Raw genomic sequence first — 26160 nt, 5'->3', positions numbered from 1 at the left:
TCAGACACGAGCGCTCCTACCGGTACGAGACAGTGACAGGTGCGTGATCCGACCAACGGAGGTCGTAGGACTCAGCGCGTTCCACGAGCGCAACCTTGGCCCGCTCGGCGTATCCGCGGGTGGCAACCTGGTAGTCGATACGCCAACCCGAATCGTTGTCGAATGCCTTGCCGCGGTACGACCACCACGAGTACGGACCGTCGACACCCGGATGGAGGGTGCGGAAGACATCGACCCACGCGGAATCTTCGGCGAACAGGAGATCCATCCAGGCGCGCTCCTCGGGGAGGAATCCCGAAGACTTCTTGTTGGTCTTCCAGTTCTTGAGGTCGAGTTCGGTGTGCGCGATGTTCCAGTCGCCGCTGACCACCACGTGACGATCGGCAGCCTCGGCCGCCGCAGCGGTGGTAGCGAGGTGAACTGCGAAGGACGCCATGAACCGCTCCTTCTCCTCCTGCTTCGGCGTGAGCGCCTCACCGGAGGGCAGGTACAGGCTCGCGACGGTCAGATCCGCGAAGTCGGCTTCGATGTATCGACCGGCGTCGAGAAACTCGTCGTCCCCGTGACCGATCCGCACCGCGTCAGGTTCCGTGCGTGAGAGCACCGCGACTCCGTTGCGTCCCTTCGCGGACGGCTCGGCGGAGACGAGGAACCATCCGTTGCCGAGCGCTGGTTCGAGAGTCTCGCGAAGCTGATCGTCCGACGCACGCGTTTCCTGAAGGCAGATGAAATCCGCCGACGTCTTCTCCAGCCAGTCGAGCATGCCCTTGCGGGCAGCTGCTCGAACGCCGTTGACGTTCACGGACGTGATGGTGTGGGGCGCAAGAATGTGGGAGTCAGCAGTTTGTGGCACGGCAAGCACCGTAGCCGATTCCACCGACGCGGATGGGCGCCCAGGTCAGCGCACGGCCCTACGCTGCAGAATCACCGCAACCGCCAGCACGACGAGACCCGCGACGGCCAGCAGCGACCCAACCGCTGCCGGTGCGGTGTACCCGTAACCGGCCGCGATGACGACGCCGCCGATCCACGCTCCGAAGGCATTGGCGATGTTCAGCGCGGCGTGATTGAGAGACGCCGCCAAGGTCTGAGCGTCCTCGGCGACATCCATCAACCGTGTTTGAAGGCCAGGAACCATCGAGGACCCGGCAAGCCCGATGAGGAAGACGAAGACAAGCGCCGTGTACGGATTGCGCACGGCGATCACGAAGACCGCGAGGATCACCACGAGGGATCCCATCGACAGGAACAAACCCTTCATCAGTGCGCGATCCGCGAGGTATCCACCGACGAAGTTGCCGGCGACCATGCCCAGTCCGTACAGCATGAGCGCCAGAGGAATGAACGAAGCACCGAGACCGGACACGTCGGTGAGCGTCGTACTGATGTAGGTGTAGACGGCAAACATCCCGCCGAATCCGACCATTCCCACGATCAGGGTCATCCACACCTGAACGCGGCCCAGCGCCCCGAGTTCGGTGATCGGATTCGTCACCGGCATACCGTCCAACCGCGGAATCCAGACGAACAGCGAAGCAACGGTTGCCACCCCGATCACGGCGACCAAGGCGAAGGCGCTGCGCCAGCCGAGTGCCTGGCCGATCCAGGCCGCGACCGGCACCCCGATCACATTGGCCACGGACAGACCCATCATCACCATCGCCACGGCCTTCGCGCGTTTACCTGGTTCGGCCAAATGAGCGGCGACCAGTGCGGCGACTCCGAAGTACGCGCCGTGCGGCAATCCGGCGACGAATCGAGCCATCATCAGCGTCGTGTACGAGGGCGCAAAGACCGAAGCGGCATTGCCGACGGTGAATGCGACCATGAGTGCGATCAACAGGGTGCGGCGCGGTACCCGTGCGGTGAGAGCAGCGATCAGCGGAGCACCGACGACAACCCCGAGCGCGTACGCCGAGATCACGTGACCCGCGATGGGTTCCGAGACGCCGAGCCCGGATGCCATTTCCGGGAGCAATCCCATGGCGACGAACTCGGTTGTGCCGATACCGAAACCGCCGAGGGCAAGAGCGAGCATCGCTGGACCTCTGGCGGAACGAACCCCGGGTGTCGAGGTGTCAGAACGGGAGAGGGTAGACGAAGTCACTGATCAATTGTGGTCTCACACCTGGTTGAACTTCCAAGTGAGAGCGGGTGAGTTCACTCACGTGAGACCGCGAACACAAATGGGACGCCCGGTTTCCCGGACGTCCCATCAGAAGGTGAAACAGTGAATCTACTTCGCGGCCATGGCCTTCTGCAGGTTCACGTCGAGTGCGCCGAGGAACTCCTCGGTGGTCAGGTAGCCCTGATCGCCGCCGACCAGCATCGAGAGGTCCTTGGTCATCTGGCCGCTTTCGACGGTCTTGATGACAACGTCTTCGAGCGCCTGCGCGAAGCCGATGACCTCAGGGGTGCTGTCGAGCTTGCCACGATGCTCGAGTCCGCGGGTCCACGCGAAGATGGACGCGATCGGGTTGGTCGAGGTGGGCTTGCCCTGCTGGTGCTGACGGTAGTGACGCGTCACGGTGCCGTGAGCAGCCTCTGCCTCACAGGTCCTTCCGTCCGGTGTCAGCAGAACCGACGTCATGAGGCCGAGCGAGCCGAAGCCCTGGGCCACGGTGTCGGACTGGACGTCGCCGTCGTAGTTCTTGCATGCCCAGACGTATCCACCCTCCCACTTGAGTGCGGAAGCGACCATGTCGTCGATGAGGCGGTGCTCGTAGGTCAGACCTGCGGCATCGAACTCAGCCTTGAACTCGGTCTCGTAGACGTGCTGGAAGATGTCCTTGAAGGCACCGTCGTACGCCTTGAGAATGGTGTTCTTGGTGGACAGGTACACCGGGTAGTTCTGCTGCAGTCCGTAGGTGAGCGACGCGCGAGCGAAGTCACGGATGGACGTGGTGAAGTTGTACTGCCCCTGGACGACGCCGCCCTCTTCGGGGAAGTTGACCAGTTCGTGCTCGATCGGTGCGCTGCCGTCCTCAGGCGTGTAGGTGATCATCACCTTGCCGGGGCCGGGGACCTTGAAGTCTGTGGCGCGGTACTGGTCGCCGAATGCGTGACGGCCGATGATGATCGGCTTGGTCCAGCCCGGAACGAGTCGCGGAACGTTGGAGATGATGATCGGTGCGCGGAAGATCGTGCCGCCGAGAATGTTGCGGATCGTTCCGTTCGGGGAACGCCACATCTTCTTGAGACCGAATTCCTCGACACGTGCCTCGTCCGGCGTGATCGTGGCGCATTTGACGCCGACGCCGTGCTTCTGGATCGCGTGCGCTGCGTCGATGGTGACCTGGTCGTCGGTCTCGTCGCGGTACTCGATACCGAGGTCGTAGTACTCGAGGTTCACATCGAGATACGGATGGATCAACTTGTCTTTGATGAACTGCCAGATAATGCGCGTCATCTCATCGCCGTCGAGTTCGACGACGGTGCCCTCAACCTTGATTTTGGACATGGGTGCTTCGCGTCCTCCTAGGAAGTTTCCCTGGTTACACGGTTGCGGTCACACTTTGTGAGTGGGTCCGCGAACGGTTCGATTATCAAACCTAGACGGTGTGGACTGATCTCGGGAGATGAGTCCCAAACAAGACAAGCGTACTGCTAACCCGTGAGGCCGCAACCGGCAGGTCCACCCATCGGTCTCTACTCGCGAGTAACTTTTGCCTGCTAGTGGGCTGCGTCGCTCTGTCTCGCGTGCGGTTGCGGCTCACAATTCGCCCCGCGTCAGGACTGCGCTCACTTCCCGGTAGAATCCGACTTGGTCATGAGTGCCAGCGTCAAGCCCCGGCTCGCTGGACGGCAACCCTCCAACCGCGGTGGGGTGCCCCGGGTGATGACCAGGTTTCCCGACGTGGATCTGCTCACGCAGTTCCACCGCAATTCGGGTGACAAGCGCGGGTCCGACAGGGACGGACCCCAGACCGGGCCGAGCCCCACGGAGGTAACTCAGTATGTGTCGCACTTGTAGATAGACCCCAGCACGGGGCGGCGATCCTTCGCCCCCGTCCGACATCTATCCGTCAGACCACTGGAGTGAACAAATCATGACCGACAACACAGCCGACGCCTCAGCAACTTCTGATCCGACCGCGAACTGGTCGTTCGAGACCAAGCAGGTGCACGCCGGGCAGACAGCGGACACCGCCACCAATGCGCGCGCTCTGCCGATCTACCAGACCACCAGCTACGTCTTCGACAGCACCGATCACGCTGCGGCACTGTTCGGCCTCGCCGAGCCTGGCAACATCTACACGCGGATCATGAATCCCACACAGGACGCCGTCGAACAGCGCATCGCCGCCCTCGAAGGCGGAGTCGCCGCACTCCTCCTCTCCTCGGGCCAGGCTGCCGAAACCATCGCGATCCTCAACATCGCCGAAGGCGGCGACCACATCGTCTCGAGCCCGTACCTGTACGGCGGCACGTACAACCTCCTGCATTACACCCTTCGCAAGCTGGGCATCGAAGTCACCTTCGTCGAAGATCCCGACAACCTCGAGCAGTGGCGCGAAGCCATTCGCCCGAACACGAAGGCGTTCTACGGCGAGACGATCGCTAATCCCAAGAACCACATCCTCGACCTCCCCGGCATCTCGTCGCTGGCCCACGAGAACGGTCTTCCGTTGATCGTGGACAACACAGTCGCGACGCCGTACCTGCTCCGCCCACTCGAACACGGCGCCGACATCGTCGTTCACTCGGCCACCAAATACCTTGGCGGACACGGCACCGCGATCGCCGGCGTGATCGTCGACGGCGGCACCTTCGATTGGACGCAGGGTCGCCACACGAACTTCACGACGCCTGATCCCAGCTACCACGGCGTCACCTTCGCAGACCTCGGCGCGCCGGCATTCGCACTCAAGGCGCGCGTCCAACTGCTGCGCGATCTCGGCTCCGCCGTGGCGCCGTTCAACGCGTTCCTCATCGCGCAGGGCATCGAAACCTTGAGCCTGCGCATCGAGCGTCACGTGTCCAATGCCCAGAAGGTCGCCGAATTCCTCGACGGCCACGGCGAGGTGGCCTCCGTTTCCTACGCGGGACTCCCCTCCTCGCCATGGTTCGAACGCGGAAAGCAGCTGACGCCCAAGGGAACCGGCGCCATCGTCACCTTCGAGCTGCCCGGAGGTATCGATGCGGGCAAGACGTTCGTCAACGCCCTGACGCTGCACAGCCACGTCGCCAACATCGGTGACGTTCGCTCACTCGTCATCCACCCCGCCTCGACGACACACTCGCAGCTCACCCCCGAAGAGCAGCTCGCCTCCGGTGTCACGCCCGGACTCGTCCGCCTCGCGGTCGGTATCGAAGGAATCGACGACATCCTCGCCGATATCACCGTCGGCCTGGCTGCGGTGGCAAACTCGTGACCGTGAACGAATTGGAGCCCAGGATCGACCTCCTTCCCCCGCCCGACGGCCAGGTGGGGTTCGTCGACATCGGCGCCCTGGAACTCGAGAGCGGCGCGGTACTCCCCTCGGTTTCGCTCGCCGTTCAGCGGTGGGGTGAGCTGTCCCCGAACCGCGACAACGTCGTACTCGTCGAGCACGCACTGACCGGAGACTCACACGTCACCGGACCGATCTCCGCAAATCAGCCCTCCCCCGGCTGGTGGAACGGGATGGTTGGGCCGGGCGAACCGATCGACACCGGCGAATGGTGCGTCATCGCAACAAATGTCCTCGGTGGTTGTCGCGGCACGACCGGTCCTAGTTCGCTGGCCGACGACGGCAAGCCGTGGGGCAGCAGGTTCCCGGAGATCTCCATCCGGGATCAGATCGCGGCGGAGAAGAAGCTCGTCGATCTCCTCGGGATCGACCAGTTGGCCTCGGTAGTCGGCGGATCCATGGGCGGGATGCGCACCCTTGAATGGGCAGTTTCCTACCCGGACAGCATTCGCTCCGCGTTGGTTCTCGCAACCGGTTCCCGGGCCACTGCAGATCAGATCGGCACCCAGACGACGCAGATCGCTGCCATCGTCTCCGATCCGGATTGGCAGGGCGGTGACTACCACGGAACGGGGCGGGCACCTCGCGCCGGACTCGGGATCGCCCGTCGCATCGCGCACCTGACGTACCGCACCGAGTCCGAACTGGATGCACGCTTCGAGAACTCCGCTCAGAACGACGAAAATCCTTGGAACGGTGGACGATACGCCGTCCAGAGTTATCTGGAACATCAGGCAGACAAGCTGGTCGACCGCTTCGACCCGAGCACGTACGTCCTCCTGACCGAAGCCATGAACCGGCACGACATCGGTCGTGGACGCGGCGGCGTTGCAGCGGCGCTGGCATCGATCACGGCGCCGGTCGTCGTGGGCGGCGTGGACTCGGATCGGCTGTATCCCCTTCGTTTGCAGGAGGAGATCGCGGACGGCATTTCGACGTGCACGGGCCTCGAGATTCTCAAGTCCAGAGACGGCCATGACGGCTTCCTGACGGAGGCGGACGCTGTCGCCGGACTGCTTCGCCGAACGATGGAGTTCGCACGCACGGCCCGCTGATCCGGCACAGAGGCACAATTTCAGGATCCGTCAATGTCGGGAAAACCACAGCTGATCTGCAGGTTTTCCCGACATTTTCATTGGCATACCTGAGCCGGCGCGGCTAGCATCGGCGAACGTGAATCAGCCATGCTCGACGCGCCTGCAGGCTACGTACATTCCCGAGCACATGTCCTTCGCGTTCTGGGGTGACCCAGATCCGACAGCGCGCCTGTCGGCGCTGGGGATGCCGACGGGATCGCCGGGCATCTGCCGGCTGGCGATCCCGGTCGACGAGTCGATCACAGCGACCGACGTCGAAGCGCAACTGCTCGACCTCGCCACCGCGATCGACGCCTTGCACACCCTCGATGCACGTCGCGACGACCTCGGACCGTCGTTGCTCGCATGGAAGCGCGTCATCGACACCGGCGCACATGACATTCCGACTGCAGCGCATGCCGCGATCGAGCGCGACGACACGAAAATCAGAAGCGCCCGGTCCACGGTGCGGTTGTTCACGGAAGCGCGCGCAGCCGTGGAGAGTCTTCGCCGAGCAAAGATTCAGGCGACATTGCGCCCGTATCAAGTGCACGGAGTTGCCTGGCTGACTGCACTGTCGGGTTCGGGCGGTGGAATCCTCGCCGACGAGATGGGTTTGGGCAAGACACTGCAAGCGATTTCGATGATCGCGATCCGCGCCGACGACGGTCCACACCTGGTTGTGTGTCCCACCTCGGTCATCGGAAACTGGCGCCGCGAGATCGAGCGATTCGCTCCGCATCTGCCACTGCACGTTCATCACGGGACCGCTCGCGCACTTCCCACTCGTGTTCCTGCCGGCACCACGGTGCTGACCAGCTACAGCGTCTTGCGTTCCGACGCAGACCAATTGGCCCCGATCCATTGGAGTTCAGTGGTCTTCGACGAGGCACAGCAGATCAAGAACCCCTCTTCGCTGGCAGCGAAAGCAGCAATGCAGTTGTCGGCCGACGTCAAGGTAGCGATGACCGGCACGCCGGTGGAGAACCGTCTCGAAGAATTGTGGTCGCTCTTTCGCGTCGCCAATCCCGAAGTCCTCGGAACTCGCGCACGGTTTCGTCAACGCTTTGCCGTACCGATCGAATCCGGTCGATCGGCCACCGCGGCGACCAGGCTTGCCGCGGTCATCGATCCGTTCATTCTGCGCAGAACCAAAGACACAGTGGCCAAGGATCTTCCGCCCAAGCAATTTTCCACCGTCTCGTGCACTCTGACGTCGGAACAGGCGCGCATCTATCGGTCTGCAGTTGCAGATGCTTTCGACACCGGTTTGGGTACGGGAACTGCCCGGCGCGGCAATATCCTCGCGCTGCTGACCACCCTCAAGCAGGTATGCAATCATCCGGCGCAGGTCACCGGCGATACGGATGACCTCTACGGAAGATCCGGAAAGCTCGACCGCGCAACGGAAATGATCGCCGAGATCGTCGACGACGGCGATCGCGCGCTGATATTCACGCAGTACCGGACGATGGGCGAGATGCTTTCGCGGCACCTGGGCTCCGAGTTGGGAATCGGCGCAATCCCCTTCCTTCACGGCGGCCTGAACACCGACAAGCGCGACGCGATGGTCGACGCATTCCAGAACGACACGGATTCACCACCGGTTCTGATTCTGAGCTTGCGCGCCGCCGGCTTCGGCCTCAACCTCACGCGCGCAAGTCACGTCGTGCACTACGACCGGTGGTGGAACCCAGCCGTCGAGGATCAAGCAACCGACCGGGCACACCGCATCGGCCAGAAGCGCACCGTCAACGTCCACACCTTGGTGACGGGCGGTACCGTCGAGGATCACATCGCAGCGATGCACGAGTCCAAACGAGCTGTGGCCGATGCTGTTTCCGGGAACGTCGAGGCCGCCCTGGCTGATCTACCCGACACCGAACTGCGTGAACTCCTCGAACTCGACGGCGCGGTGATCATCTGATGGCCAACGAATTCGGTGTCACCGCTTGGGGTCGAGCATGGCTGCGCACGGTGGAGCGGACCGCGGCATCCGGTCCGAACCCGTCCCTGCCGACGGCCCGTACCCTCGCACGCAACGGTTCCGTGGAGTTCACCGTGGTCTCATCGGGGACCGTCGTCGCGGAGGTGAGCACCAAAGCAAAAACCTCGTCGGTGACAATTTCTGTCCCGCTCTGGACCAAATCCGAAATCGCCGCAGTGAAGAGCCTTCTCCGTTCGGCGGGAAAGGCCAACAGATCCGTCTCCACCGGCGAACTGCCGGACAGCATCGTCACCGAACTGCAGGCTCGAAATATCGCAGTAGCCGTTGATCTTTCGGAGTGCACTGCCAGCTGCGACTGCTCAGGTCGACGCTCGCCGTGCGTTCACCATCTCGCCGCGATCTACGCCCTGGCCGGGCGAATCGACGAGGAACCTGCACTTGCGGTGACGCTGCGAAGTGCACCGGTCAAGGCTGGAAAGAAGTCGACATCCACAGATTCACCGGAGTGGATCCCCTTGAGTGATATCGACATTCGCTCGTTCTACGGGGACTGATCTTCTCAGTCGGTGCCGAGCGGATCGATGGTCAGGGCGAGCGTCGCGATCAACACACCCATCACACCCATCGCCGCAGTGTCGAAGACCCTTCCGCGCACCGCGAGCAACCCCACACGATTCTCGGGAACGAACCACCGAGCGGCAGCTCCGATGATGACGGCAACACCGAAGACGAGGGCGCCGCGACGCCACCGGTCGGCCAGCACGAGAACCACGGCCGCCGCGATCACGGCGAGGACCGCGAGCATGGGCAGATTCTTCTTCGCGAGGCCGACCAGTGAGGACATCGGACTCAGACTCCGGCCAGAACCCGCTCGGCGCGCTCGACCACGTTGGTGATCAGGAACGCGCGGGTCAGCGGTCCGACACCACCGGGATTGGGTGAGACGAAGCCGGCGACCTCGTTCACGTCGGCTGCCACGTCGCCGCGCAGGCCGTCGTCGGTGCGACTGACGCCGACGTCGAGGACCGCTGCTCCGGGCTTGACCATGTCTGCGGTGATGAGGCCGGGAACGCCGGCGGCAGCGACGATGATGTCGGCGCGGCGAACCTCGGCCGCGAGATCGCGGGTACCGGTGTGGCAGAGCGTGACCGTCGCGTTCTCGCTACGACGCGTCAGCAGCAATCCGATCGGACGACCGACCGTGACGCCGCGTCCGACAACCACCACGTGTGCACCGGCAATCGGGACCTCGTAGCGACGCAGAAGGTGGAGGATTCCACGTGGGGTGCACGGCAGCGGGGCTTCCTTGCCCAACACCAGTCGACCGAGGTTGACCGGATGCAAGCCGTCGGCATCCTTGTCGGGGTCGATACGCTCGAGGGCCGCGTTCTCGTCGAGGTGCTTGGGGAGCGGCAACTGCACGATGTAGCCGGTGCACTCGGGATTGGCATTGAGCTCGTCGATCGTCGCGTTGAGCTGTTCCTGCGTGATGTCGGCAGGCAGGTCGCGTCGCAAAGAATTGATACCGACCTTGGCGCAGTCGTTGTGCTTGCCGCGCACGTAAGCCGCGGATCCCGGGTCGTCGCCCACCAGGATGGTGCCCAAGCCGGGTGTGATGCCCTCTGCCTTCAGAGCGCTCACCCGCACCTTCAGGTCTTCGAAGATTTCGTCGCGGGTAGCTTTGCCGTCGAGGATCGTTGCAGTCACGGCGACCATTGTTCCAGGTTAGGGTCGATGAGTGACAACGGCTCCGGAACTACGCGGCCCGAGGGTGCTCCTCTCCCCCGTCGCGCCCGATCATCACGCCCGCCTGCGGGCAATTCACCTGCACCCGGACGTCGTGCAGTGGTGGCAAAATCCCGACGACGACTGGCCTGCAGCGCCGGAGGCCGGCACCACGCGCTACAGCATCTTCTACGGCGACCACCTGATCGGCTTCATCCAGTGGTATGAGGCGGAGGACAATCCCGACTTCCGCCACGCCGGGCTCGACTTGTTCCTCGATCCCGACTTTCACAGCCAAGGGTTCGGTCGCGAATCGATTCGGGTGCTGTGTGCCCACCTGATCGACGACCTCGCATTCCACCGTCTGGTCATCGACCCGGAAGTCGACAACTCCGTCGCCATCGCTTGCTACCGATCGGTGGGGTTCAAAGACGTCGGGGTGATGCGCGAGTACTCGCGAGATCGCCATGGTGTGTGGAAGGACGGACTGCTGATGGATCTGCTCGCACGGGAATTCATCCGCTGATCACAAGGTACGACCCGAAGGGACAGTCATCATGTTGCTGGACAAGGAATTCACGGCCACCTTGCAGAAGAGTGACGCCAAGGGTGGGTGGACCTACGTGATCTGGCCGGAGTCCGCCGAGTTCTTCGGCACCCGCGGCCTGGTCAAGGTACGCGGGACGATCGACGGACATCCGTTCCAGAGTTCGTTCATGGCGCTGGGAGACGGCAACCACAAGCTGCCGGTCAAAGCCGATCTTCGCAAAGCCATCGGCAAGGAGACCGGCGAGATGGTGACAGTGCGCCTCGAGGAGCGCGTGGAGAGCTAGGCGCCTCTACTTCATGTCGACGACAAGACCGTGCGCCGACGCATAAGCCACCGCCTGCATCAACTCGATCTGCGCGTTTCCGACGGATGCGGACGTCCACAGGCTCGGATCGATCCGCGCGCCGCGCAGATCTGCACCTTCGAGTTTGAGTCCACCCGTACGAGCACCGGACAGATCCGCCGACGCCAGGACCGCGCCCCGCATGTCGGCCCGAACCAGGTTCGCTTCACGGAATCGGCATGAGGTGAAGTCGATCTTCCTCAGGTCCGCTCCACCGAGTGAGGTCAACGAGAAGTCGACTTCGTCGAGCGTCAACGGCCGGATACGGCAACCGTCGAACGTCGACCCGAGCAGACTGCAGTTTCGGAACGTGCTGTGCCACAGGCTGGTCCGAGCAAAATTGCAGGAGCGAAACGCCGTTCCCGTGTGCACGGACTCCCCCAGATCGGTGCCGGTGAAGTCACAATCCGTGAACACCACCGACTCCGTCGTGAGTCCGGTGAGGTCGGCATCTCGGAAATTGCAATTGGTGAAAGTGCGCTGACGCCACTTCTGCCCGGCCAGCCGCGCGTCTGAATAGTCTTCGCCGACGACGTCGTCGGATTCTTCGGGGAGCATGCCGTCCATACTGCCCCGTCGCACCGACACCGCTTCGATCGCCTAGGTCTCGCAGGCCACGCCGTCACCGTCACGATCAAGCTTGGACGAATAGCCGGGATCGCCGCGGTAGATCGGGGCAGCACCAGCCGCTCGCACCGCTGAGCAGTTGGCGTAATACACCCCTGCATCAGGCACCTTTGCCGGCGGCGGAACGTACGCGGGTTCCGTTGTCTTCGGCGGGGTGTACGCCGGGGCGGGCGGAACGTACGGCGTAGTCGTGGTTACCGGAACCTGCGGAACCAGCGGCACGATTGCCACGGTTGTCGTCGTTGGTGGCGGCACGATCGTTGTCGTCGTCGGCAAGAGGGACGAAGTCGTGGTCTTCGTCGTCGACGGGACCGTGCTTTTGGTTGTCGTCGCCGCTGTCGTAGAAGAGGTCACAGCAGGCGTCGTTGATTCTTCCGACTTGCCTGCGCCCGTCGCCGCGGCGATGGCAACCAGCCCCACGACTGCTGCGCCGGCGATCCACGGCCACTTACGCCGCGTCTTGCCTTCCTCGGCGTTTGCGTCCGGCACCGGCGATCCGGGAGCACCGAAGACCTGGGTGGGAGTGCCGAAGGCTTGAGTGGGTGCGTCGACGCCCTTGGGCCGTGTCTGTGCAGTCCACTGCTGACCGTCCCAGTAACGGTCGATCGTGGGGTCGAAGGGGTCGGGGTTCCAACCGGCGGGAGGGTTCATCAAAATGTCCGTTCTGCGAAGAGTGCCGGAAATAGATTCGCACGGACTGGCCGGTTTGTTACCAATTCGCCCACACTTCCCGACCGGTCTTCTCACGGACGCGGGCACCGATACGACGCCCGGTACAGTTCCTCGAGTGTTCCGAGTGATGTTCCACGAGCCCCGCATCCCACCCAACACCGGAAACGCGATCCGCATGGTCGCGGGCACCGGTTGCGAACTCCACCTGGTCGGGCCTCTCGGGTTCGACTTGTCGGAGCCGAAACTCAAGCGCGCAGGCTTGGATTACCACGATCTGGCGACTGTCACGGTCCACGAGAACCTTGCTGCGGCGTGGGAAGCCGTCACGCCCGCGCGCGTGTTCGCCTTCACCGCGCACGCGAACACGTCCTATGCCGATATCGCCTACCAACCCGGCGACGTCCTGCTGTTCGGGCCCGAGCCCACCGGACTGTCCGAAGAGGTATTGGCGGACGAACACATCACCGAGCGCCTGCGTATCCCGATGCTTCCCGGACGCCGGTCCCTCAACCTGTCCAACGCTGCCGCCCTCGTGACGTACGAGGCGTGGCGTCAGCACGGGTTCAAGGGCGCCGTCTGATCGACGTCAGTAGACGTCTCGGACGTACCGCTTCTCGGCCGAGAGAGCCTTCACGTACGCCTCCGCACTACGAGGTGCCAGTTTTCCGTGTTGAGCGACCACCCCGTTGAGGGCACTGTCGACGTCCTTGGCCATCCGGTTGGCATCGCCGCAGACGTAGAAGTGGGCGCCCTTCTGCAACCACTCCCACAGCAGCGCACCGCGCTCACGCATCCGGTCCTGCACGTAGACCTTGTCGGCTTGATCCCGGGAAAATGCGAGGTCGAGTTCGGTGAGGAATCCGTCTTTCCGCAATTCTTCGATTTCTTCGCGGTAGTAGAAGTCGGTCGCGGCGTGCTGTTCCCCGAAGAACAGCCAGTTCGGGCCCGTGTGCCCCAATGCCCGACGCTCATGCAGGAAAGCACGGAACGGCGCGATGCCGGTTCCCGGACCGACCATGATCATCGGGGTTTCGGGATCGGACGGTGGCCGGAAATGGGTCGACTTCTGCACGAAGATGCCGATGTCATCATCGTGGGCGTGGTCTGCGAGGTAGGTCGAGCACACCCCACGTCGTGGGACACCCGCGACGTTGTAGCGCACCGCGGACACCGTCAGCTGCACTTCGCGTGGGTTCTCCTTCGGACTGGAAGATATCGAATACAGCCGCGGCTGAAGCGGTTTGAGGAGGGAGAGCCATTCGTCCGTCGAGGCACGAACGGGTGACTGCGCAAGTACGTCGACGGACTGTCGTCCCCACGACCAGTCTTTGAGCGTGGAGATGTTCTCCGGCTTCATCAACTCGGCGAGGTCCGCGTCGCGAGTTCGTTGATGCACGAACCGAATCATCTCGCTCGAGATTCGAGTGATCTCCAGGCGTTCGGTGAGCGCGGCACGCAGGGTCATATCGCCGTACTGCCCCAGTTCGACGACCTCCTCACCGTCGAGGCCGGTGAGGGTGAGCCACTCGTCGACAAACGGAGAGCTGTTTCGGGGCCAGACTCCGAGAGCGTCGCCAGCTTCGTAACTGACCGTGTCGTCCGGAAGGTGAAAGCCCAACTGCCGCACGTCTTTGGAAGAGCCTGGCCGGTTGAGCACGACATTGCGCGTCAAGGCTGTGGTCAGCGGCGCCTTCTTGTTGTACTGCAGCGGCGCCGACATCGCCGGTGAAATCGGCGTGGCCGCAACGGTTGTCCCAGAATTCTTCTTTGCAACGACGACGTCGGCCGTCTCACCAGCCGCCGAGCGCTGAAGTTCAGCCGTGACAGAGTCCAGCCAACCAGCAGCGGTGTCCTCGAAATCGGGCTCGCAGTCGGCGCGATCGACGATACGACTGGCCCCCAGTTCACCAAGGCGGGCGTCAAGCTTTCGTCCATGCCCACAGAAGTCGTCATAGTTCGAGTCACCGAAAGCGATGACTGCATACCGTGTCTCGGCCATGCGGGGCGCCGTGTCAGCAGCCAACGCATCCCAGAAACCGCTGCCGTTGTCCGGGGATTCGCCGTCACCGGAGGTACTGGTGATCAACAGGACCTCTCGGGTGGCCGCCAGGTCGGCGGCCGGGAACTCGTCCATTGCATGCATCACCACGGGCAAGCCAACTTCCCCAAGGCGAGCAGCGCAGGCGGCGGCAAATTCTTCCGCGTTTCCGGTCTGCGATGCCCAGAGCACCACGATCGGCGCGCGTTCTGTCGCAATGCCCGGAGCCGAGGACAACGCGGGCCCGTCGGTGTCAGGGAGCGAGGTTCGCGAGTACAGGCCGGCCAATACCCCGTCGACCCACATCCGCTTTTCGGCGTCGAACGGCGCCGTCGACGGCAACGTCGGGACCCCGGCAGTGCGATCGGCGTCCGCACGCAACGCGGCGAGAAGACCGGCCAGGTAGCTCTGCTGGAGCGCATCGAATACCACTGCAGGTGTTCCTGTTTGACCGATGACATCCGCGAGGATATCGGTTCGCGACAAAGCCCGATCAGCTGGCGCGGAAGCCACCAGCGGCGCCTCGGCGAGCACTGTTTCAGGTGTGTTCACGGCGACCTTCGTCATAGTGACAGCACAGGCTTTGAACTCCGGTTGCTGCGAGGCTGGATCGATGGCGTCGTTGGTGACAGCGTTGATGGACAGATATTCGCCGAAGGCGTCGTTCCAGTGAAATGGGGCAAAGCAGTTCCCCGGACGCACTCGGTCGGTGATGACGGCGGGAAGCACAGCGCGACCGCGGCGTGAGGCAACCTCGATCGCATCCTGGTCGACGACGCCGAGCCTGGCGGCGTCGTCGGGATGGATCTCGACGAAGGGACCTGGGTTGAGTTTGTTCAGCTTGGCGACCTTGCCTGTCTTGGTCATGGTGTGCCACTGGTGCGCGAGACGACCGGTGTTGAGCAGGAATGGATAGTCGTCGTCGGGCATTTCGGCGGGAAGCATGTGCGGCCGTGCGAAGAACATCGCACGGCCAGTGGCGGTGGGAAATGCGAGCCGCGGAGTGCTGCCGTCCTCGCGGATCAGGAGCCTTTGACTGACACCGTCATTGACGTATCGGATGGGATGACGGTCCTGATCACTGTCTGGTGGGCACGGCCACTGGATTGATGTCTTGCGGAGGCGCTCGTAGGTGACGCCGCGTAAGTCGTAGCCGGTCTTCGGATTCCAGAACTGCTTGATCTCTTCGAACACCTCTTCGGCACAGGTGTAGGTGAACGCCTCGGCATACCCCATCTCGCAGGCGATCCGGGCGATGATCTGCCAATCAGGCAGCGCCTGCCCGACCGGATCCAGTGCCTGCTGAAAGAGCGTCAGGTTGCGTTCGGAATTGATCATCACTCCGTCGGACTCTGTCCACAGTGACGCGGGCAGCAGAACATCGGCGTATTCGTTGGTCTCGGTGCCCAGGAACGCATCCTGGGTGATGACGAGGTCAGCCTTCTCCAAGCCGTCGATGACGGTCTTGCGGTTGGCTACCGTTGCAACGGGATTGGTGCAGATGATCCAGCATGCCTTGATGTCACCCGCCGCCATGCGGGAGAACATGTCGATGGTGCCACCGCCGATGTCGGTGCGCAGCGAGCCTTGCGGGATCCCCCACCTCTCCTCTACGAATTCGCGATCGGCGTCGACCATCACGGCGCGCTGGCCGGGCAAACCTGGACCCATGTAGCCCATTTCACGCCCACCCATGGCGTTCGGCTGCCCGGTCAGCGAGAACGGACCGCTGCCGGGCTTGCAGATCGCACCGGTCGCAAGGTGAAGGTTGCAGATGGCGTTGGTGTTCCACGTGCCGTGGGTGCTCTGGTTCAAACCCATTGTCCAACAGCTCATCCAGTTTGCAGCCTCACCGATCCACTTCGCTGCAGTGCGGATGTCGGCCTCGGGGATACCGGTGATCTCACTGACCTTCTCCGGGGTGTACTCCGCGAGGAAACTGGGCATCACCTCCCAGCCTTCGGTGAAGTCGGCGATGAAGTCAGGGTCGGTGTGGCCGTTCACCACGAGCAGGTGGAGTAGTCCGTTGAGTAGCGCGAGATCGGTGCCGGGAGCGATCTGCAGGAACAAGTTCGCCTTGTCGGCGGTGGCACTGCGTCGAGGGTCGACGACGATCAACTTCGCGCCTGCCTTGATCCGCTCCTGCATCCGCAGAAAGAGGATCGGATGGCAGTCCGCCATGTTCGCGCCGGTCACGAAGAACACGTCGGCGTGTTCGAAGTCCTGATAGGAACCGGGCGGTCCGTCGGCCCCGAGAGACTGTTTGTACCCGGTGCCGGCACTCGCCATGCACAACCGGGAGTTCGATTCGATCTGATTGGTCCCGATGAATCCCTTGGCCAGCTTGTTCGACAAGTACTGGGCTTCGAGAGACATCTGCCCGGACACGTACAACGCAAATGCGTCGGGGCCGTGCTCGTCGATGATTGCCCGTAGACGCTGGGCGGTGTCAGTGATGACGGCGTCCATGTCCGCGGCTTCGATCGCATCCCCTCGGCGCGGACGGCGATATGCAGAGTCCATTCGCCCTGGACCTGCGAGCATGTCTGCGGTCGTGGTCCCTTTGGTGCACAGACGCCCGAAGTTGGTGGGATGTGTCTTCAGACCGGAAGACTTCGCAGCCTTCCGGCGTCCCGTCTCCGGATCGGTGATGATGTCGAGGACAAGACCACAGCCGACCCCGCAGTACGCGCAGAGTGTGTCGACACTGGTGGTGGTGAGTTGAGCGCCCATCGATTCATGCATCCCTTCGACCGAGGATCAAGGTCGACTTCTATCTTCGGATGCAGTTGTTTCGGGAGTTCATGCTCGATGTTGCGTATCAATCACTCTTTCCTCACCGCGCCCTTCGGACCGATGTGCGGTCTCCGAACCGGCGGTCGTCGACGGGCAGCGACACGCGAATGCCCAGTTCTACGCCCTGCCGCCGAATCGAGCAATGTAGTGCCAGACCTTTTTGACGTCCTGCGGATCGAAGGACGCGCTCCGTGCGAGCCCCAGTACGGCAGGCGTCAGTCGCCTGCCGCGGGCAATTTCTCGGGCAAGGTCGACGACGGTCGCTCCCCGGTATTCGGGATGTTCGGCTATCTCTTCGACATCGACCGCGTAACCGTCGTGCCACAGCACCGGGCACGTGAGTGAGTGGGCGATCTCTTCGATCCGTGTGCCGCGGTAACTCGGGTCCAGGACGAGTGCCTCGACGTCCGTTCCGATGTCGACGACGCCGTGGACGTGCGCCTCGATGTAGTGGTCGAGCGGATCGTCGAACTCGGCGGCTCTGGCGGCGCCGACCAAGCTCATCGCTTCGGCCGTTCCGAAGAGATCAGGCTCGAAGACGCTGTCCGGAAAGCAGAAGGTGGTGCGGTCGAGTGTGTGCTCGGCAAGCCGGAAGTAGGACGAGCCGAACCGAGGGGATGCCCCGTACGGATCGGCGGAGAAGTTCAACGATCCGTACTTCGGCCGTTCCGACGGCTCTCGCTCGTCGTAAGCCCCGCCGAATATCCGACTCTCCCAACGCCAACGGTCGCCGCCGTGATGCGCTGTCAGTCCGCCGTTGCTGGTACGAGTCTCGAACTGGGTCACGTAGGTGCCTTGACGTGCGATCGAGGCCAGTGTCAGACCACGTTCAGACGGGAGGTCTGGATGAAAGTGCAACGTCACCCGGTGATTTCGATCCACCTGGTCACCCTTCGAGAGACCGCGCACGTGCGCAATCGCGGCAGATGAGGGAGTGGAATCAACAGGCATTCGTCCATTATCCGGATACGGAAGCAGCGCCGGTGAAGAAGTCGACCAGTGAATACGGTGCGCCTTCACCGAGGCAGAGATCAAGGATCACGTGCGAGTCAGCGGCCTCGGATGCACTGCGCACGAACATCGCTTCCTCGTAGCCGCTCAGTGCCGCTTCGATGTCGTCCGGGTGCGCGGCGATCGCCCTTCCCAGTTCGGCGCCGTCGAACATGGCCAAGTTCGCACCCTCACCGGACGGAGCCATCAGATGTGCCGCGTCGCCGAGGAGCGTGACCCCAGGCACGCGATCCCATCGGTGCTCGTCGGGAAGTGCATGGATCGCGCGCGGAATCGGAGCGGTTTCGCCGTCTGTGATCAGCGCAGTGAGTTCCGTTGCCCAACCGTCGAACTCGGCCGCGACCCGCGCTGTCGCAGCAGCGGCGTCGGTGAAATCGATACCGGCAAACCACTCCGCCGTACGGTTCAGCTGGACGTAGGTGTGCACGATGTCCCCCGCCTCTCGATGCGCGGCGATCGCTTTTCCGGGTGCGGGCGCGTACATCGCCCCGTCACCGACTGCCTCGGCTGCAGCCGAATGCTTCTCGTCGACGTCGTACAGATACGTCTCGACGAACGTCGTGCCGACGTATTCGGGCTTCGCATCGGAGAGCAAGGGGCGGATCTTCGACCAGGCACCGTCGGCGCCGACGAGGAGGTCGGTAGTCACCGTCGAACCGTCGGCAAAGGTCAGTTCGTGTCGGCTGTCAGCGCGCTCGTCGGCGGTGTTCCGTGAGCCGAGCGAGCGGACACTGTCGACCTTGCGTCCCCATTCGATCGTGCCGTCCGGAAGGGATTCGAGCAGGATCCGTCGGAGGTCTCCGCGCAGCACTTCAGGACGGACTCCCGTGCCGTCATCGGGTTCGTCGAGGAGTACAGCGGCGTGTTGATCGAGTACGCGCGACGCGGCACCGCCCTCGTGGATGATCGCGCGGAACTCGTCGATGAGGCCGGCAGCATCGAGCGCCGCCTGACCGTTGTGTTCATGGATGTCGAGTTGGCCGCCCTGCGTGCGAGCTTCTGCCGACGGTTCCGCCTCGTAGATCTTCGACGGAATTCCGTGAACGTGGAGGACGCGCGCGAGGGTCAGACCGCCGAGGCCCGCCCCGATGATCGTTATCGAGTTGCTCATGTTTGTTTCCTTTCAGCCTTCTATTGGAACGTCGTTCCAGTGACCATCTTGGAACGGCGTTCCAGATATGTCAAGATGGTGCGCATGGCGACCAGGAATCAGCGGACCGAACGACGTACGGACGCGCTCTCGAAGGAGCGAATCGTCGAGGCTGCGATCGAGATCCTCGACGACGAGGGCGAAGCTGCGCTGACATTTCGCGCACTCTCCGCACGCCTGGCAACAGGAAGCGGGGCGATTTACTGGCACGTCGCCAACAAGAGCGAACTGCTCGCCGCGGCGACCGACGACGTCATCGCCCGCGTGACCACCGAAGGAACCGAAAGCGCAACCCCACGTGAGGCGATCCGGATCATCACTCTCGGTGTGTTCGACGCGATCGACGCGCACCCGTGGGTCGGCACCCAACTCTCTCGCGAGCCGTGGCAATCAGCGGTGATGCAGATCTTCGAGAGTCTGGGAGAGCAACTCCAAGCACTCGGCGTTCCCCAACCGGCACAGTTCGATTGTGCGTCCGCACTCCTGAACTACGTGCTCGGCCTCGCCGGACAGTATGCCGCGGGGGCCCGCCTCCTCCCCCGCGAGACAGATCGGTCCGCCTTCCTCGCCACCGTCGCGCAGCGGTGGGAAGAACTCGATTCCGCGAAGTACCCGTTCCTTAATCAGGTGACGGCGCAATTGCGCGACCACGACGACCGAGAACAGTTTCTGGCAGGCATCGATCTCATCCTCGCGGGGATCGACACCGTCCGATAGCAGCCGTTCCCGTCAGCCGCAGCCGTCAACGCGAGTGAACAGCGGTGTTGGAGCCGAGCGCTATGTCGAGGAAATCTCTTGCCGCACCGCGCAATCCGCGATCGGGATCCCAGACGGCTTGGAGTCGCCTCGGCATCCGCAAGCCGTCGACGTTGACCGCGACCAGTCGGCCGTCCGTCAGGTCGGCAGCAACGGCCAACGACGACAGAACGGCGGGCGCGTTGCCTGCCACCACCGCAGCCTTGACTGCGGTGCACGAGGTGAGCTCGAGCAAGGGCGGCACACAATCGGGAACAGCATTCTCGAGCGTCAGACGCGTCCCTGACCCTGACTCGCGCTGAATCAGCGGCGTGCGTGCGAGGTCCGCAACCGGAACAGGCACACCATTGGCCCAGTCGTGTCCCGGCGGCACAACCACGACGAGGTGATCACGCGCTACCTCGCACGACGCGAGCGCCGACGGCACATCCGGACCTTCGACGAATCCGATATCGGCCTGGCCTGCCTGCACTTGAGCAGAGACATCCGAGGAATTGTGCAAGCTCACCGACGCCACGACGTTGGGGAACTTGTGCCGCATCGCGACCGTCCATCCGGGAACCAGATACTCGGCGATGGTCATGCTGGCGGCAACTGTGACGGCAGCGTCGCGTTCACCGCGAAGTGCGGCAACTCCCGATGCCATTTCCTCGGCACTGACGAGGATGTGACTTGCCCACTCGAGAATCAGACCGCCCTCGGCGGTGGGACGAACACCGGTCGCCGCTCGATCGAAAACCTTGATTCCGAGCTGCCGTTCGACCGAACGCACCCGGGCGCTGACCGCTTGCTGACTGAGTCCGTGCTCCCGGCCGGCAGCACCCATGCTGCCTAGACGCCCTACGGAAAGCAGGACGTCGAGGGCACTGAGTTCCGGCACCCGAGGAGACAACGACATAGACCAAGATTAGACCCACAAGGCGAGTTTGTGGGCATTCAAGGACAACCGGTCTACCGGTACGAACCGGATGAGACGACAGTGAAATACATGACCACCACAACGAGTCCCACCTTCGCCCACATCACCCCGAACTGGTTCGCGGCAGCGATGGGAACGGGAATCGTCTCGGTGGCCGCCGCTTCGCTCGAACCGGAGATCGAAGGCTTGAAGCTGGTCTCGGAAATCTTCTGGGTTCTGGCGGTTCTCGTACTGTGCGCCTTGATCGGCGCATTTGCCACCCATTGGTCACAACATCGATGTCAGGCCCTCGCCTACCTGCACAGTCCCGCGATGTTCCCGTTCTACGGAGCCGTCGCCATGGCCCTGCTGACCGTGGGATCGGCAACCGGCATCACCGGGCCGGACTTCCTCGGCCACGACGTGGCGATCACCGTCTCGCTGACTCTGTGGATACTCGGCACGGCACTCGGCCTGGTCACCTACGTCGTGATGATGATTCGTCTCGTTCGAGATGCTGGGATGGCGACGGCAATGCCGTTCTGGCTGATGCCCGTCGTACCTCCGATGGTCTCGGCCACCACCGGCGCAGCGGTCAGCACCCACATGCCCGAAGGCGCTCCGCGCATCGCGGTACTGATCTTCTGCTACATCCTGTTCGCTCTGGCACTGACCGCCGCTATCGGCATTCTGATAGCCGTCGCGAGGCAGTTCGCACGCAACCGCTCGGCTGGCGTCGACGTGATCCCGTTCAATGCCATTCCCTCGCTGTGGATTCCGTTGGGCGTGATCGGACAGTCGATCGCAGCATCCAACCTGTTGGCCGCCGCCTCACGGCATGCACTCAGTACCGAGCACGCCGACACCCTGCACGAATTCGGAATCGCATACGGAACCGTCGTCGGAATCATCGGCGTCATCGCATTTGTCACCGTCACCACCGTGACCATCCACGCACTGCGCCGCGGCTTGGACTTCTCGCTCGGTTGGTGGAGCTTCACCTTCCCCATCGGAGCATGTGCAGTCGGAGCGAATGCCTTCGGAGTCGCCACCGGTTCGACACTGATTCTGGGAATCGCACTTGCCCTGCTGACCGTGCTGATCCCCATCTGGGCAACCGTCGCGGTGCGGACCGTCCGATCGATCCGCAGTGGAGCTCTCCCCGCGGCTGCATGAATTGGCACCGATGAGTTTTGCCTCGCCGTACGGTCTGTACTCACGTAGACCATTGTCGAGAGCGGGAGTACACGGTGAGTCAGTCATTACGAGTACAGAATTTCAGCGTTTCCAGTGACGGAATAGCCTGCGGTCCGGACCAAAGCTTCGAGAGCCCGTTCGGCCTGGACCACGGTGAAATGTTTGCGTGGGCGGGAGCTACAGCGAGCTGGCCCAATCGCACCGATCCCGGCGGCAGCCGAGGCATCGACGACTATTTCACGCGGGACTTCTCCAACAACATCGGTGCCGAAATCATGGGCCGCAACAAATTCGCACCATACCGCGGCCCTTGGGAGAATCTCGAGTGGCAGGGGTGGTGGGGCGACGAGCCACCGTTCCACACCCCGGTTTTTGTCTTGACCCACCACGTGCGGCCGTCGTTCACGCTATCGGACACGACATTCCACTTCGTCAACGCTGACCCGGCGACGGCCCTCGAGCAGGCACGTGAGGCAGCGCAGGGCAAGGACGTTCGACTCGGCGGCGGGGTCAGCACTATCCGTGAATTCCTCGACGCCGATCTGGTCGACACGATGCACATCGCTGTCTGCCCGATCGAATTCGGATCCGGTCTACGCCTGTGGGAGACACCTGATGAGTTGCGCGACCGCTTCAACCTCGAAATCGTGCCGAGCCCGAGCGGCGTGACGCATCACCTGTTCTGGCGAAAGTGACCGGTGGGGGCGGCTCCCGAAACGGGAACTGCCCCCATCAGTTGTGTCTTAGGCTCCGGTCTCGACCTGGCGCCCCGACTGGTACCACGCCATTGTTCCACCGGCCACCGAAACGGCATTGATGCCACGGGCCTGCAGATACTCCGCGGCCTGCAGGCTACGGCCACCGACGGCGCAGATGATGTACACCGTTTCCGCGTCCGGAATTTCACCGACGCGAGAGACGAATTCGCTGAGCGGAATGAGCGCCGCACCGGGAACTCGGACCTGAGCGAACTCGTCGGGCTCACGGACGTCGATCAGCGGCTCACCTGCCGCCAATGCCGTGTCCAGTGCATTCAAGTCGACTTCCAACATGTCTTCTGCGTCCTGCCTTCGTGTTCGCTGCTGTCCGAATAGACGGTACCGCGTGATTTCGTGTGGTTGCCTTTACGATCTGACAATGACCAATACTGTTCCCGAAAAGTCGGGTTTTTGGAGTCGACCCACTTTGTGGAAGTTGCTCCTTCTCATCGTTGCCTATTTGGTCTTCTACCTTGCCGCCGGGCAGGTGATCTCGCGTGTTTTCGCCGACCAGATCGACACGGACAACGTGGTCTCGAGTGCCTCGAGCATCATCTTCGGCGTCATGTTGCCCATCGCGATCGGTGCAGTTGCGTTGCTGATCTTCACGGTCAAGGTCGGCTGGCTCAGCAGTATCTTCGGTCCTCAACCGGTACGCGGACGCGGCTGGATGTGGATCGGGCCGATTATCGTCGTTGCCGCCATCGCTGCCCACCTGGCCGGAACCGACTGGAGCGCGTGGTCGGCCGGCGAAATCGTCTCGTTGATCGCCCTCGGTGTATGTGTCGGTCTCGCAGAGGAATTGGTCACCCGAGGTATTGCAGTGAAGATGCTTCGTGATGCCGGCCACCGAGAACGCTTCGTCGCTGTTGTGTCGTCCCTACTGTTCGCACTCATGCACACGGTGAACTTCATCGCGGGAATGGAACTGGCAACAGTCCTTGCCACCGTCGTCTACACCTTCGGATTCGGAATGTGCATGTACTTGACCATGCGCGTGACGGGCACGATCTGGGCCGCAATCGTGTTGCACGGCCTCACCGACCCCACCACCATTCTCTCGACCGGCGGGCTCGACACCTCGGTGACGACGGGTGCCAGCGGAGCCACCACGATCGCCACACTGCTCACTGTCGTGCTGGTCGCCTTCGGCGTAGTTGCCATCTTCTTCATCCGCGGCCGGGTCGGCGAAGAGCAGCCCACGCGCGTCTCGGCCTGACTGATCGCATGGGTACAAGACATACTTGTACCCATGCCTTCTCGGACCACACATTCGATCACCGTCGTGACCGCATCTTTTGTTCTGGCACTATCGGGCGCCGTCACACACGCCAGTGCGGGGGTTCCGGCCGCTCCCGAAGCCGCGACTACCGAATCCATCGCATCGGAGTCGATCAGCGATCTGTACGCAGCCCAGGGTGCGCACGAGGTGGCGGCCGACTCGGTTCCCGGATACCAATTGTTCTACCCAGCCGACTTGTCCGCTGATGGCAAGCGGCATCCCGTCATCACGTTCGGCAACGGCAGCTACGCGACGTTCGAAGAGTACGAGGCCCTCCTCCGACACTTTGCGTCGTGGGGTTTTGTTGTTGTGGTGGCCGACAGCAGTGTGACCGGCGACGGTACTGAAATCTTGGGTGCCGCTCAGTACCTCGTCGATCAGAACACCAACGCTGAGAGCATTTTTCACCAGAGGATCGATACCGACAACATCGCCTCGGTCGGACACTCCCAGGGGGCAGGTGGCGCGATCAACGCTGCAACGCAGTCGGCGAATCTGATCACCGCCACTGCGGTGCTCGACCTGCCGGACCCGTGGTGGGCTTCGCGACCTGTCGATGTCGTCGACGTGGCGAAGTTGACCGGGCCGACGTTCTTCATGACCGGCGCCGACGATCCGGTCTCCACCGCCGATCCACAAGCTGAGTACTTCGACAAAACCGCAGCACCGGCGGTCCGGGGCAGACTACTTGGCGTCGGCCACAATTGGGCCGCCGACGGCGAAGGATTCCGGGGTTACCTGACCGCGTGGCTGAGGTTCGCCCTCAGCGGCGACCAGACTGCCGGACGTGCGTTTGTCGGCGACTCGGCGGAAATCCTCACCGATCCCCACTGGGACCGGCAAGCGATCAAGGGTTTGTGATGACGATCTTGCCGTAGGCCTGCCCGGATTTCTGCTGCTCGAACGCCTCGGCAAGATTGTCCAGACGGTACGACGAATCGATGACGGGACGAAGCGCGAGGCTCTCCAGCCCTGCAACCATCTCCTCCTGATGTGCACGACTGCCCACCAGAACACCTTCGATGGTGACCTGTTTGGTCAGTAGCGAAGTCAGGTCGATCGACGACGACGGGCCGTTCATGATGCCCAGCGCGCAGATCCGGCCGCCTGGTCGGACTGCCGCCAGAGATTGACCGAGGGTGGACGGCCCGCCCACGTCGAGCACAAGGTCGATCCCGCCGCTGAGCCGCATCGCTTCCGATCCCCAGTCCGGGCGCTCACGGTAGTTGACCACGTGATCGGCACCTAGCTCGGTCAATCGAGCCATCTTGTCGGGAGCCGACGAGGTTGCGATCACCTGAGCTCCAGCAGCTTTGGCAAGCTGGACGGCAAACAGCGCTACCGTGCTGGTCCCGGGAATCAACACCGACGAACCTGGGATGATCGGGACGCCGGCAAACAATGCACGCCACGCGGACAAGCCCGCAGTGGGCAAGGTAGCGGCTTCTTCGTACGTGTAGTTTCGCGGCATCGACGTCACTGCCGATACCGGCACGGTGACGGTGTCACGGGCGAACCCGTCGACGCCGTCACCGGGTGAATTTCCGAATCCGTCGAAATCCGGTGCACCGCTGCGCCAATGCGGCAGATAGGTGCTCATCACACGGTCCCCGACCCCGAACTGTGTGACGCCGTCGCCGACGGCAACTACCTCGCCCGCTGCGTCGGACAAGAGAATGCGAGGGCCGTCGGTCGGTATCTCGCCGGTCGCCACGAGGTAGTCGTGGTGGTTGAGCGAATTCGCGCGGATCGCGATCGTCACCTCACCCGCACCTGGCCCTGGCGTCTCGATCGTCCTCGATTCGAGGTTGTTCAACCCTCCAGGCGGAAGTACGTATACAGCGCGGTTGGTCATGGTGTGGATCCTCGCACGATTGACG

Annotated in this window: 25 protein-coding genes and 1 riboswitch; of the genes, 12 read left to right on the top strand and 13 right to left on the bottom strand. The window is 62.9% G+C overall.

Features of this window, described 5'->3' with window-relative positions:
- Nucleotides 1-16: 16 nt before the first annotated feature.
- From RE4_RS14965 to RE4_RS14955, 3 genes are all read right to left on the bottom strand, one after another.
- Nucleotides 17-862, bottom strand: coding sequence for an exodeoxyribonuclease III (locus RE4_RS14965; protein ID WP_080726638.1), 846 nt, complete (start codon nucleotides 860-862; stop codon nucleotides 17-19).
- A gap of 36 nt (nucleotides 863-898) precedes the next feature.
- Nucleotides 899-2107, bottom strand: coding sequence for an MFS transporter (locus tag RE4_RS14960; protein ID WP_021332495.1), 1209 nt, complete (start codon nucleotides 2105-2107; stop codon nucleotides 899-901).
- Between the two features lie 129 nt (nucleotides 2108-2236).
- Nucleotides 2237-3460: an NADP-dependent isocitrate dehydrogenase gene (locus RE4_RS14955; RefSeq protein WP_019747659.1), complete on the bottom strand. Its 1224-nt coding sequence runs from the start codon at nucleotides 3458-3460 to the stop codon at nucleotides 2237-2239.
- A 305-nt stretch (nucleotides 3461-3765) separates the two neighbouring features.
- Nucleotides 3766-3906: riboswitch (SAM riboswitch) on the top strand.
- Between the two features lie 143 nt (nucleotides 3907-4049).
- On the opposite strand from RE4_RS14955, the gene RE4_RS14950 reads away from it, so the two are divergent.
- From RE4_RS14950 to RE4_RS14935, 4 genes are all read left to right on the top strand, one after another.
- The gene (locus RE4_RS14950) at nucleotides 4050-5375 is read left to right on the top strand and encodes a bifunctional o-acetylhomoserine/o-acetylserine sulfhydrylase (protein ID WP_060938831.1); all 1326 of its coding nucleotides are present in this window, start codon (nucleotides 4050-4052) and stop codon (nucleotides 5373-5375) included.
- Entirely contained in the window at nucleotides 5372-6508 is a 1137-nt protein-coding gene (gene metX / locus RE4_RS14945; protein ID WP_021343641.1) for a homoserine O-acetyltransferase MetX, read from the top strand. Before RE4_RS14950 ends, metX begins: the two co-directional genes overlap by 4 nt.
- A 118-nt stretch (nucleotides 6509-6626) precedes the next feature.
- The gene (locus RE4_RS14940; RefSeq protein WP_238076683.1) at nucleotides 6627-8456 is read left to right on the top strand and encodes a DEAD/DEAH box helicase; all 1830 of its coding nucleotides are present in this window, start codon (nucleotides 6627-6629) and stop codon (nucleotides 8454-8456) included.
- Nucleotides 8456-9031 carry an SWIM zinc finger family protein gene (locus tag RE4_RS14935; RefSeq protein WP_020969123.1) on the top strand — a complete coding sequence of 192 codons (576 nt, stop codon included), beginning with the start codon at nucleotides 8456-8458 and terminating at the stop codon, nucleotides 9029-9031. The genes RE4_RS14940 and RE4_RS14935 overlap by 1 nt, the downstream gene beginning before the upstream one ends.
- A gap of 5 nt (nucleotides 9032-9036) precedes the next feature.
- Here the strand turns inward: RE4_RS14935 and RE4_RS14930 are convergent, their stop codons facing one another.
- Nucleotides 9037-9321, bottom strand: a complete 285-nt coding sequence (locus RE4_RS14930) for a DUF3017 domain-containing protein (protein WP_003940740.1) — start codon at nucleotides 9319-9321, stop codon at nucleotides 9037-9039.
- A 5-nt stretch (nucleotides 9322-9326) separates the two neighbouring features.
- Nucleotides 9327-10184: a bifunctional methylenetetrahydrofolate dehydrogenase/methenyltetrahydrofolate cyclohydrolase gene (locus RE4_RS14925; protein WP_007727401.1), complete on the bottom strand. Its 858-nt coding sequence runs from the start codon at nucleotides 10182-10184 to the stop codon at nucleotides 9327-9329.
- A gap of 64 nt (nucleotides 10185-10248) precedes the next feature.
- Between RE4_RS14925 and RE4_RS14920 the strand changes: the two genes are divergently transcribed.
- Both RE4_RS14920 and RE4_RS14915 read left to right on the top strand, forming a co-directional pair.
- Nucleotides 10249-10728 carry a GNAT family N-acetyltransferase gene (locus RE4_RS14920; RefSeq protein WP_019747653.1) on the top strand — a complete coding sequence of 160 codons (480 nt, stop codon included), beginning with the start codon at nucleotides 10249-10251 and terminating at the stop codon, nucleotides 10726-10728.
- Between the two features lie 31 nt (nucleotides 10729-10759).
- Nucleotides 10760-11035, top strand: a complete 276-nt coding sequence (locus RE4_RS14915) for a DUF1905 domain-containing protein (protein ID WP_020969121.1) — start codon at nucleotides 10760-10762, stop codon at nucleotides 11033-11035.
- 6 nt (nucleotides 11036-11041) lie between these two features.
- Here the strand turns inward: RE4_RS14915 and RE4_RS14910 are convergent, their stop codons facing one another.
- Nucleotides 11042-11662, bottom strand: a complete 621-nt coding sequence (locus RE4_RS14910; RefSeq protein WP_003940770.1) for a pentapeptide repeat-containing protein — start codon at nucleotides 11660-11662, stop codon at nucleotides 11042-11044.
- Nucleotides 11663-11695: 33 nt separating this feature from the next.
- A complete protein-coding gene (locus RE4_RS14905) occupies nucleotides 11696-12373 on the bottom strand; it encodes an excalibur calcium-binding domain-containing protein (protein WP_060938829.1) in 678 nt (225 codons plus the stop codon).
- A 136-nt stretch (nucleotides 12374-12509) separates the two neighbouring features.
- On the opposite strand from RE4_RS14905, the gene RE4_RS14900 reads away from it, so the two are divergent.
- Nucleotides 12510-12974: a tRNA (cytidine(34)-2'-O)-methyltransferase gene (locus tag RE4_RS14900; protein WP_060938871.1), complete on the top strand. Its 465-nt coding sequence runs from the start codon at nucleotides 12510-12512 to the stop codon at nucleotides 12972-12974.
- A 6-nt stretch (nucleotides 12975-12980) separates the two neighbouring features.
- On the opposite strand, the gene RE4_RS14895 is transcribed toward RE4_RS14900, so the two are convergent.
- From RE4_RS14895 to RE4_RS14885, 3 genes are all read right to left on the bottom strand, one after another.
- A complete protein-coding gene (locus RE4_RS14895; protein ID WP_060938870.1) occupies nucleotides 12981-17165 on the bottom strand; it encodes a bifunctional nitrate reductase/sulfite reductase flavoprotein subunit alpha in 4185 nt (1394 codons plus the stop codon).
- Between the two features lie 180 nt (nucleotides 17166-17345).
- Nucleotides 17346-18179: a DUF3626 domain-containing protein gene (locus RE4_RS14890; RefSeq protein WP_020969117.1), complete on the bottom strand. Its 834-nt coding sequence runs from the start codon at nucleotides 18177-18179 to the stop codon at nucleotides 17346-17348.
- Nucleotides 18180-18186: 7 nt separating this feature from the next.
- Nucleotides 18187-19350, bottom strand: coding sequence for an FAD-dependent oxidoreductase (locus RE4_RS14885; protein WP_060938828.1), 1164 nt, complete (start codon nucleotides 19348-19350; stop codon nucleotides 18187-18189).
- 75 nt (nucleotides 19351-19425) lie between these two features.
- Between RE4_RS14885 and RE4_RS14880 the strand changes: the two genes are divergently transcribed.
- Nucleotides 19426-20106, top strand: coding sequence for a TetR/AcrR family transcriptional regulator (locus RE4_RS14880; RefSeq protein WP_060938869.1), 681 nt, complete (start codon nucleotides 19426-19428; stop codon nucleotides 20104-20106).
- Between the two features lie 25 nt (nucleotides 20107-20131).
- On the opposite strand, the gene RE4_RS14875 is transcribed toward RE4_RS14880, so the two are convergent.
- Complete coding sequence (locus RE4_RS14875; RefSeq protein WP_019747644.1) at nucleotides 20132-21043, bottom strand: LysR family transcriptional regulator; 912 nt, start codon at nucleotides 21041-21043, stop codon at nucleotides 20132-20134.
- 90 nt (nucleotides 21044-21133) lie between these two features.
- Here RE4_RS14875 and RE4_RS14870 point away from each other — a divergent pair, with 90 nt between their 5' ends.
- Together RE4_RS14870 and RE4_RS14865 are read left to right on the top strand one after the other, a co-directional pair.
- The gene (locus tag RE4_RS14870; protein ID WP_044480105.1) at nucleotides 21134-22219 is read left to right on the top strand and encodes a TDT family transporter; all 1086 of its coding nucleotides are present in this window, start codon (nucleotides 21134-21136) and stop codon (nucleotides 22217-22219) included.
- A gap of 74 nt (nucleotides 22220-22293) precedes the next feature.
- A complete protein-coding gene (locus tag RE4_RS14865; RefSeq protein WP_060938827.1) occupies nucleotides 22294-22935 on the top strand; it encodes a dihydrofolate reductase family protein in 642 nt (213 codons plus the stop codon).
- A 48-nt stretch (nucleotides 22936-22983) separates the two neighbouring features.
- Here RE4_RS14865 and RE4_RS14860 read toward each other — a convergent pair whose 3' ends face one another.
- The gene (locus RE4_RS14860; RefSeq protein ID WP_019747641.1) at nucleotides 22984-23292 is read right to left on the bottom strand and encodes a rhodanese-like domain-containing protein; all 309 of its coding nucleotides are present in this window, start codon (nucleotides 23290-23292) and stop codon (nucleotides 22984-22986) included.
- Between the two features lie 85 nt (nucleotides 23293-23377).
- Between RE4_RS14860 and RE4_RS14855 the strand changes: the two genes are divergently transcribed.
- Together RE4_RS14855 and RE4_RS14850 are read left to right on the top strand one after the other, a co-directional pair.
- Nucleotides 23378-24217, top strand: a complete 840-nt coding sequence (locus tag RE4_RS14855; protein WP_031330946.1) for a CPBP family intramembrane glutamic endopeptidase — start codon at nucleotides 23378-23380, stop codon at nucleotides 24215-24217.
- A 33-nt stretch (nucleotides 24218-24250) separates the two neighbouring features.
- Nucleotides 24251-25141 (top strand): poly(ethylene terephthalate) hydrolase family protein, encoded by an 891-nt coding sequence (locus tag RE4_RS14850; protein ID WP_060938826.1) that lies wholly within the window; start codon nucleotides 24251-24253, stop codon nucleotides 25139-25141.
- On the opposite strand, the gene RE4_RS14845 is transcribed toward RE4_RS14850, so the two are convergent.
- Nucleotides 25128-26135, bottom strand: coding sequence for a zinc-dependent alcohol dehydrogenase family protein (locus RE4_RS14845; RefSeq protein ID WP_029254964.1), 1008 nt, complete (start codon nucleotides 26133-26135; stop codon nucleotides 25128-25130). The genes RE4_RS14850 and RE4_RS14845 overlap by 14 nt on opposite strands.
- Nucleotides 26136-26160 lie beyond the last annotated feature (25 nt).

Source organism: Rhodococcus erythropolis NBRC 15567 (assembly GCF_001552595.1).
GTDB lineage: Bacteria > Actinomycetota > Actinomycetes > Mycobacteriales > Mycobacteriaceae > Rhodococcus_F > Rhodococcus_F erythropolis.
Note: the sequence above shows the minus strand (reverse complement) of the source record. Positions and strands in the feature narration are given on the sequence as shown.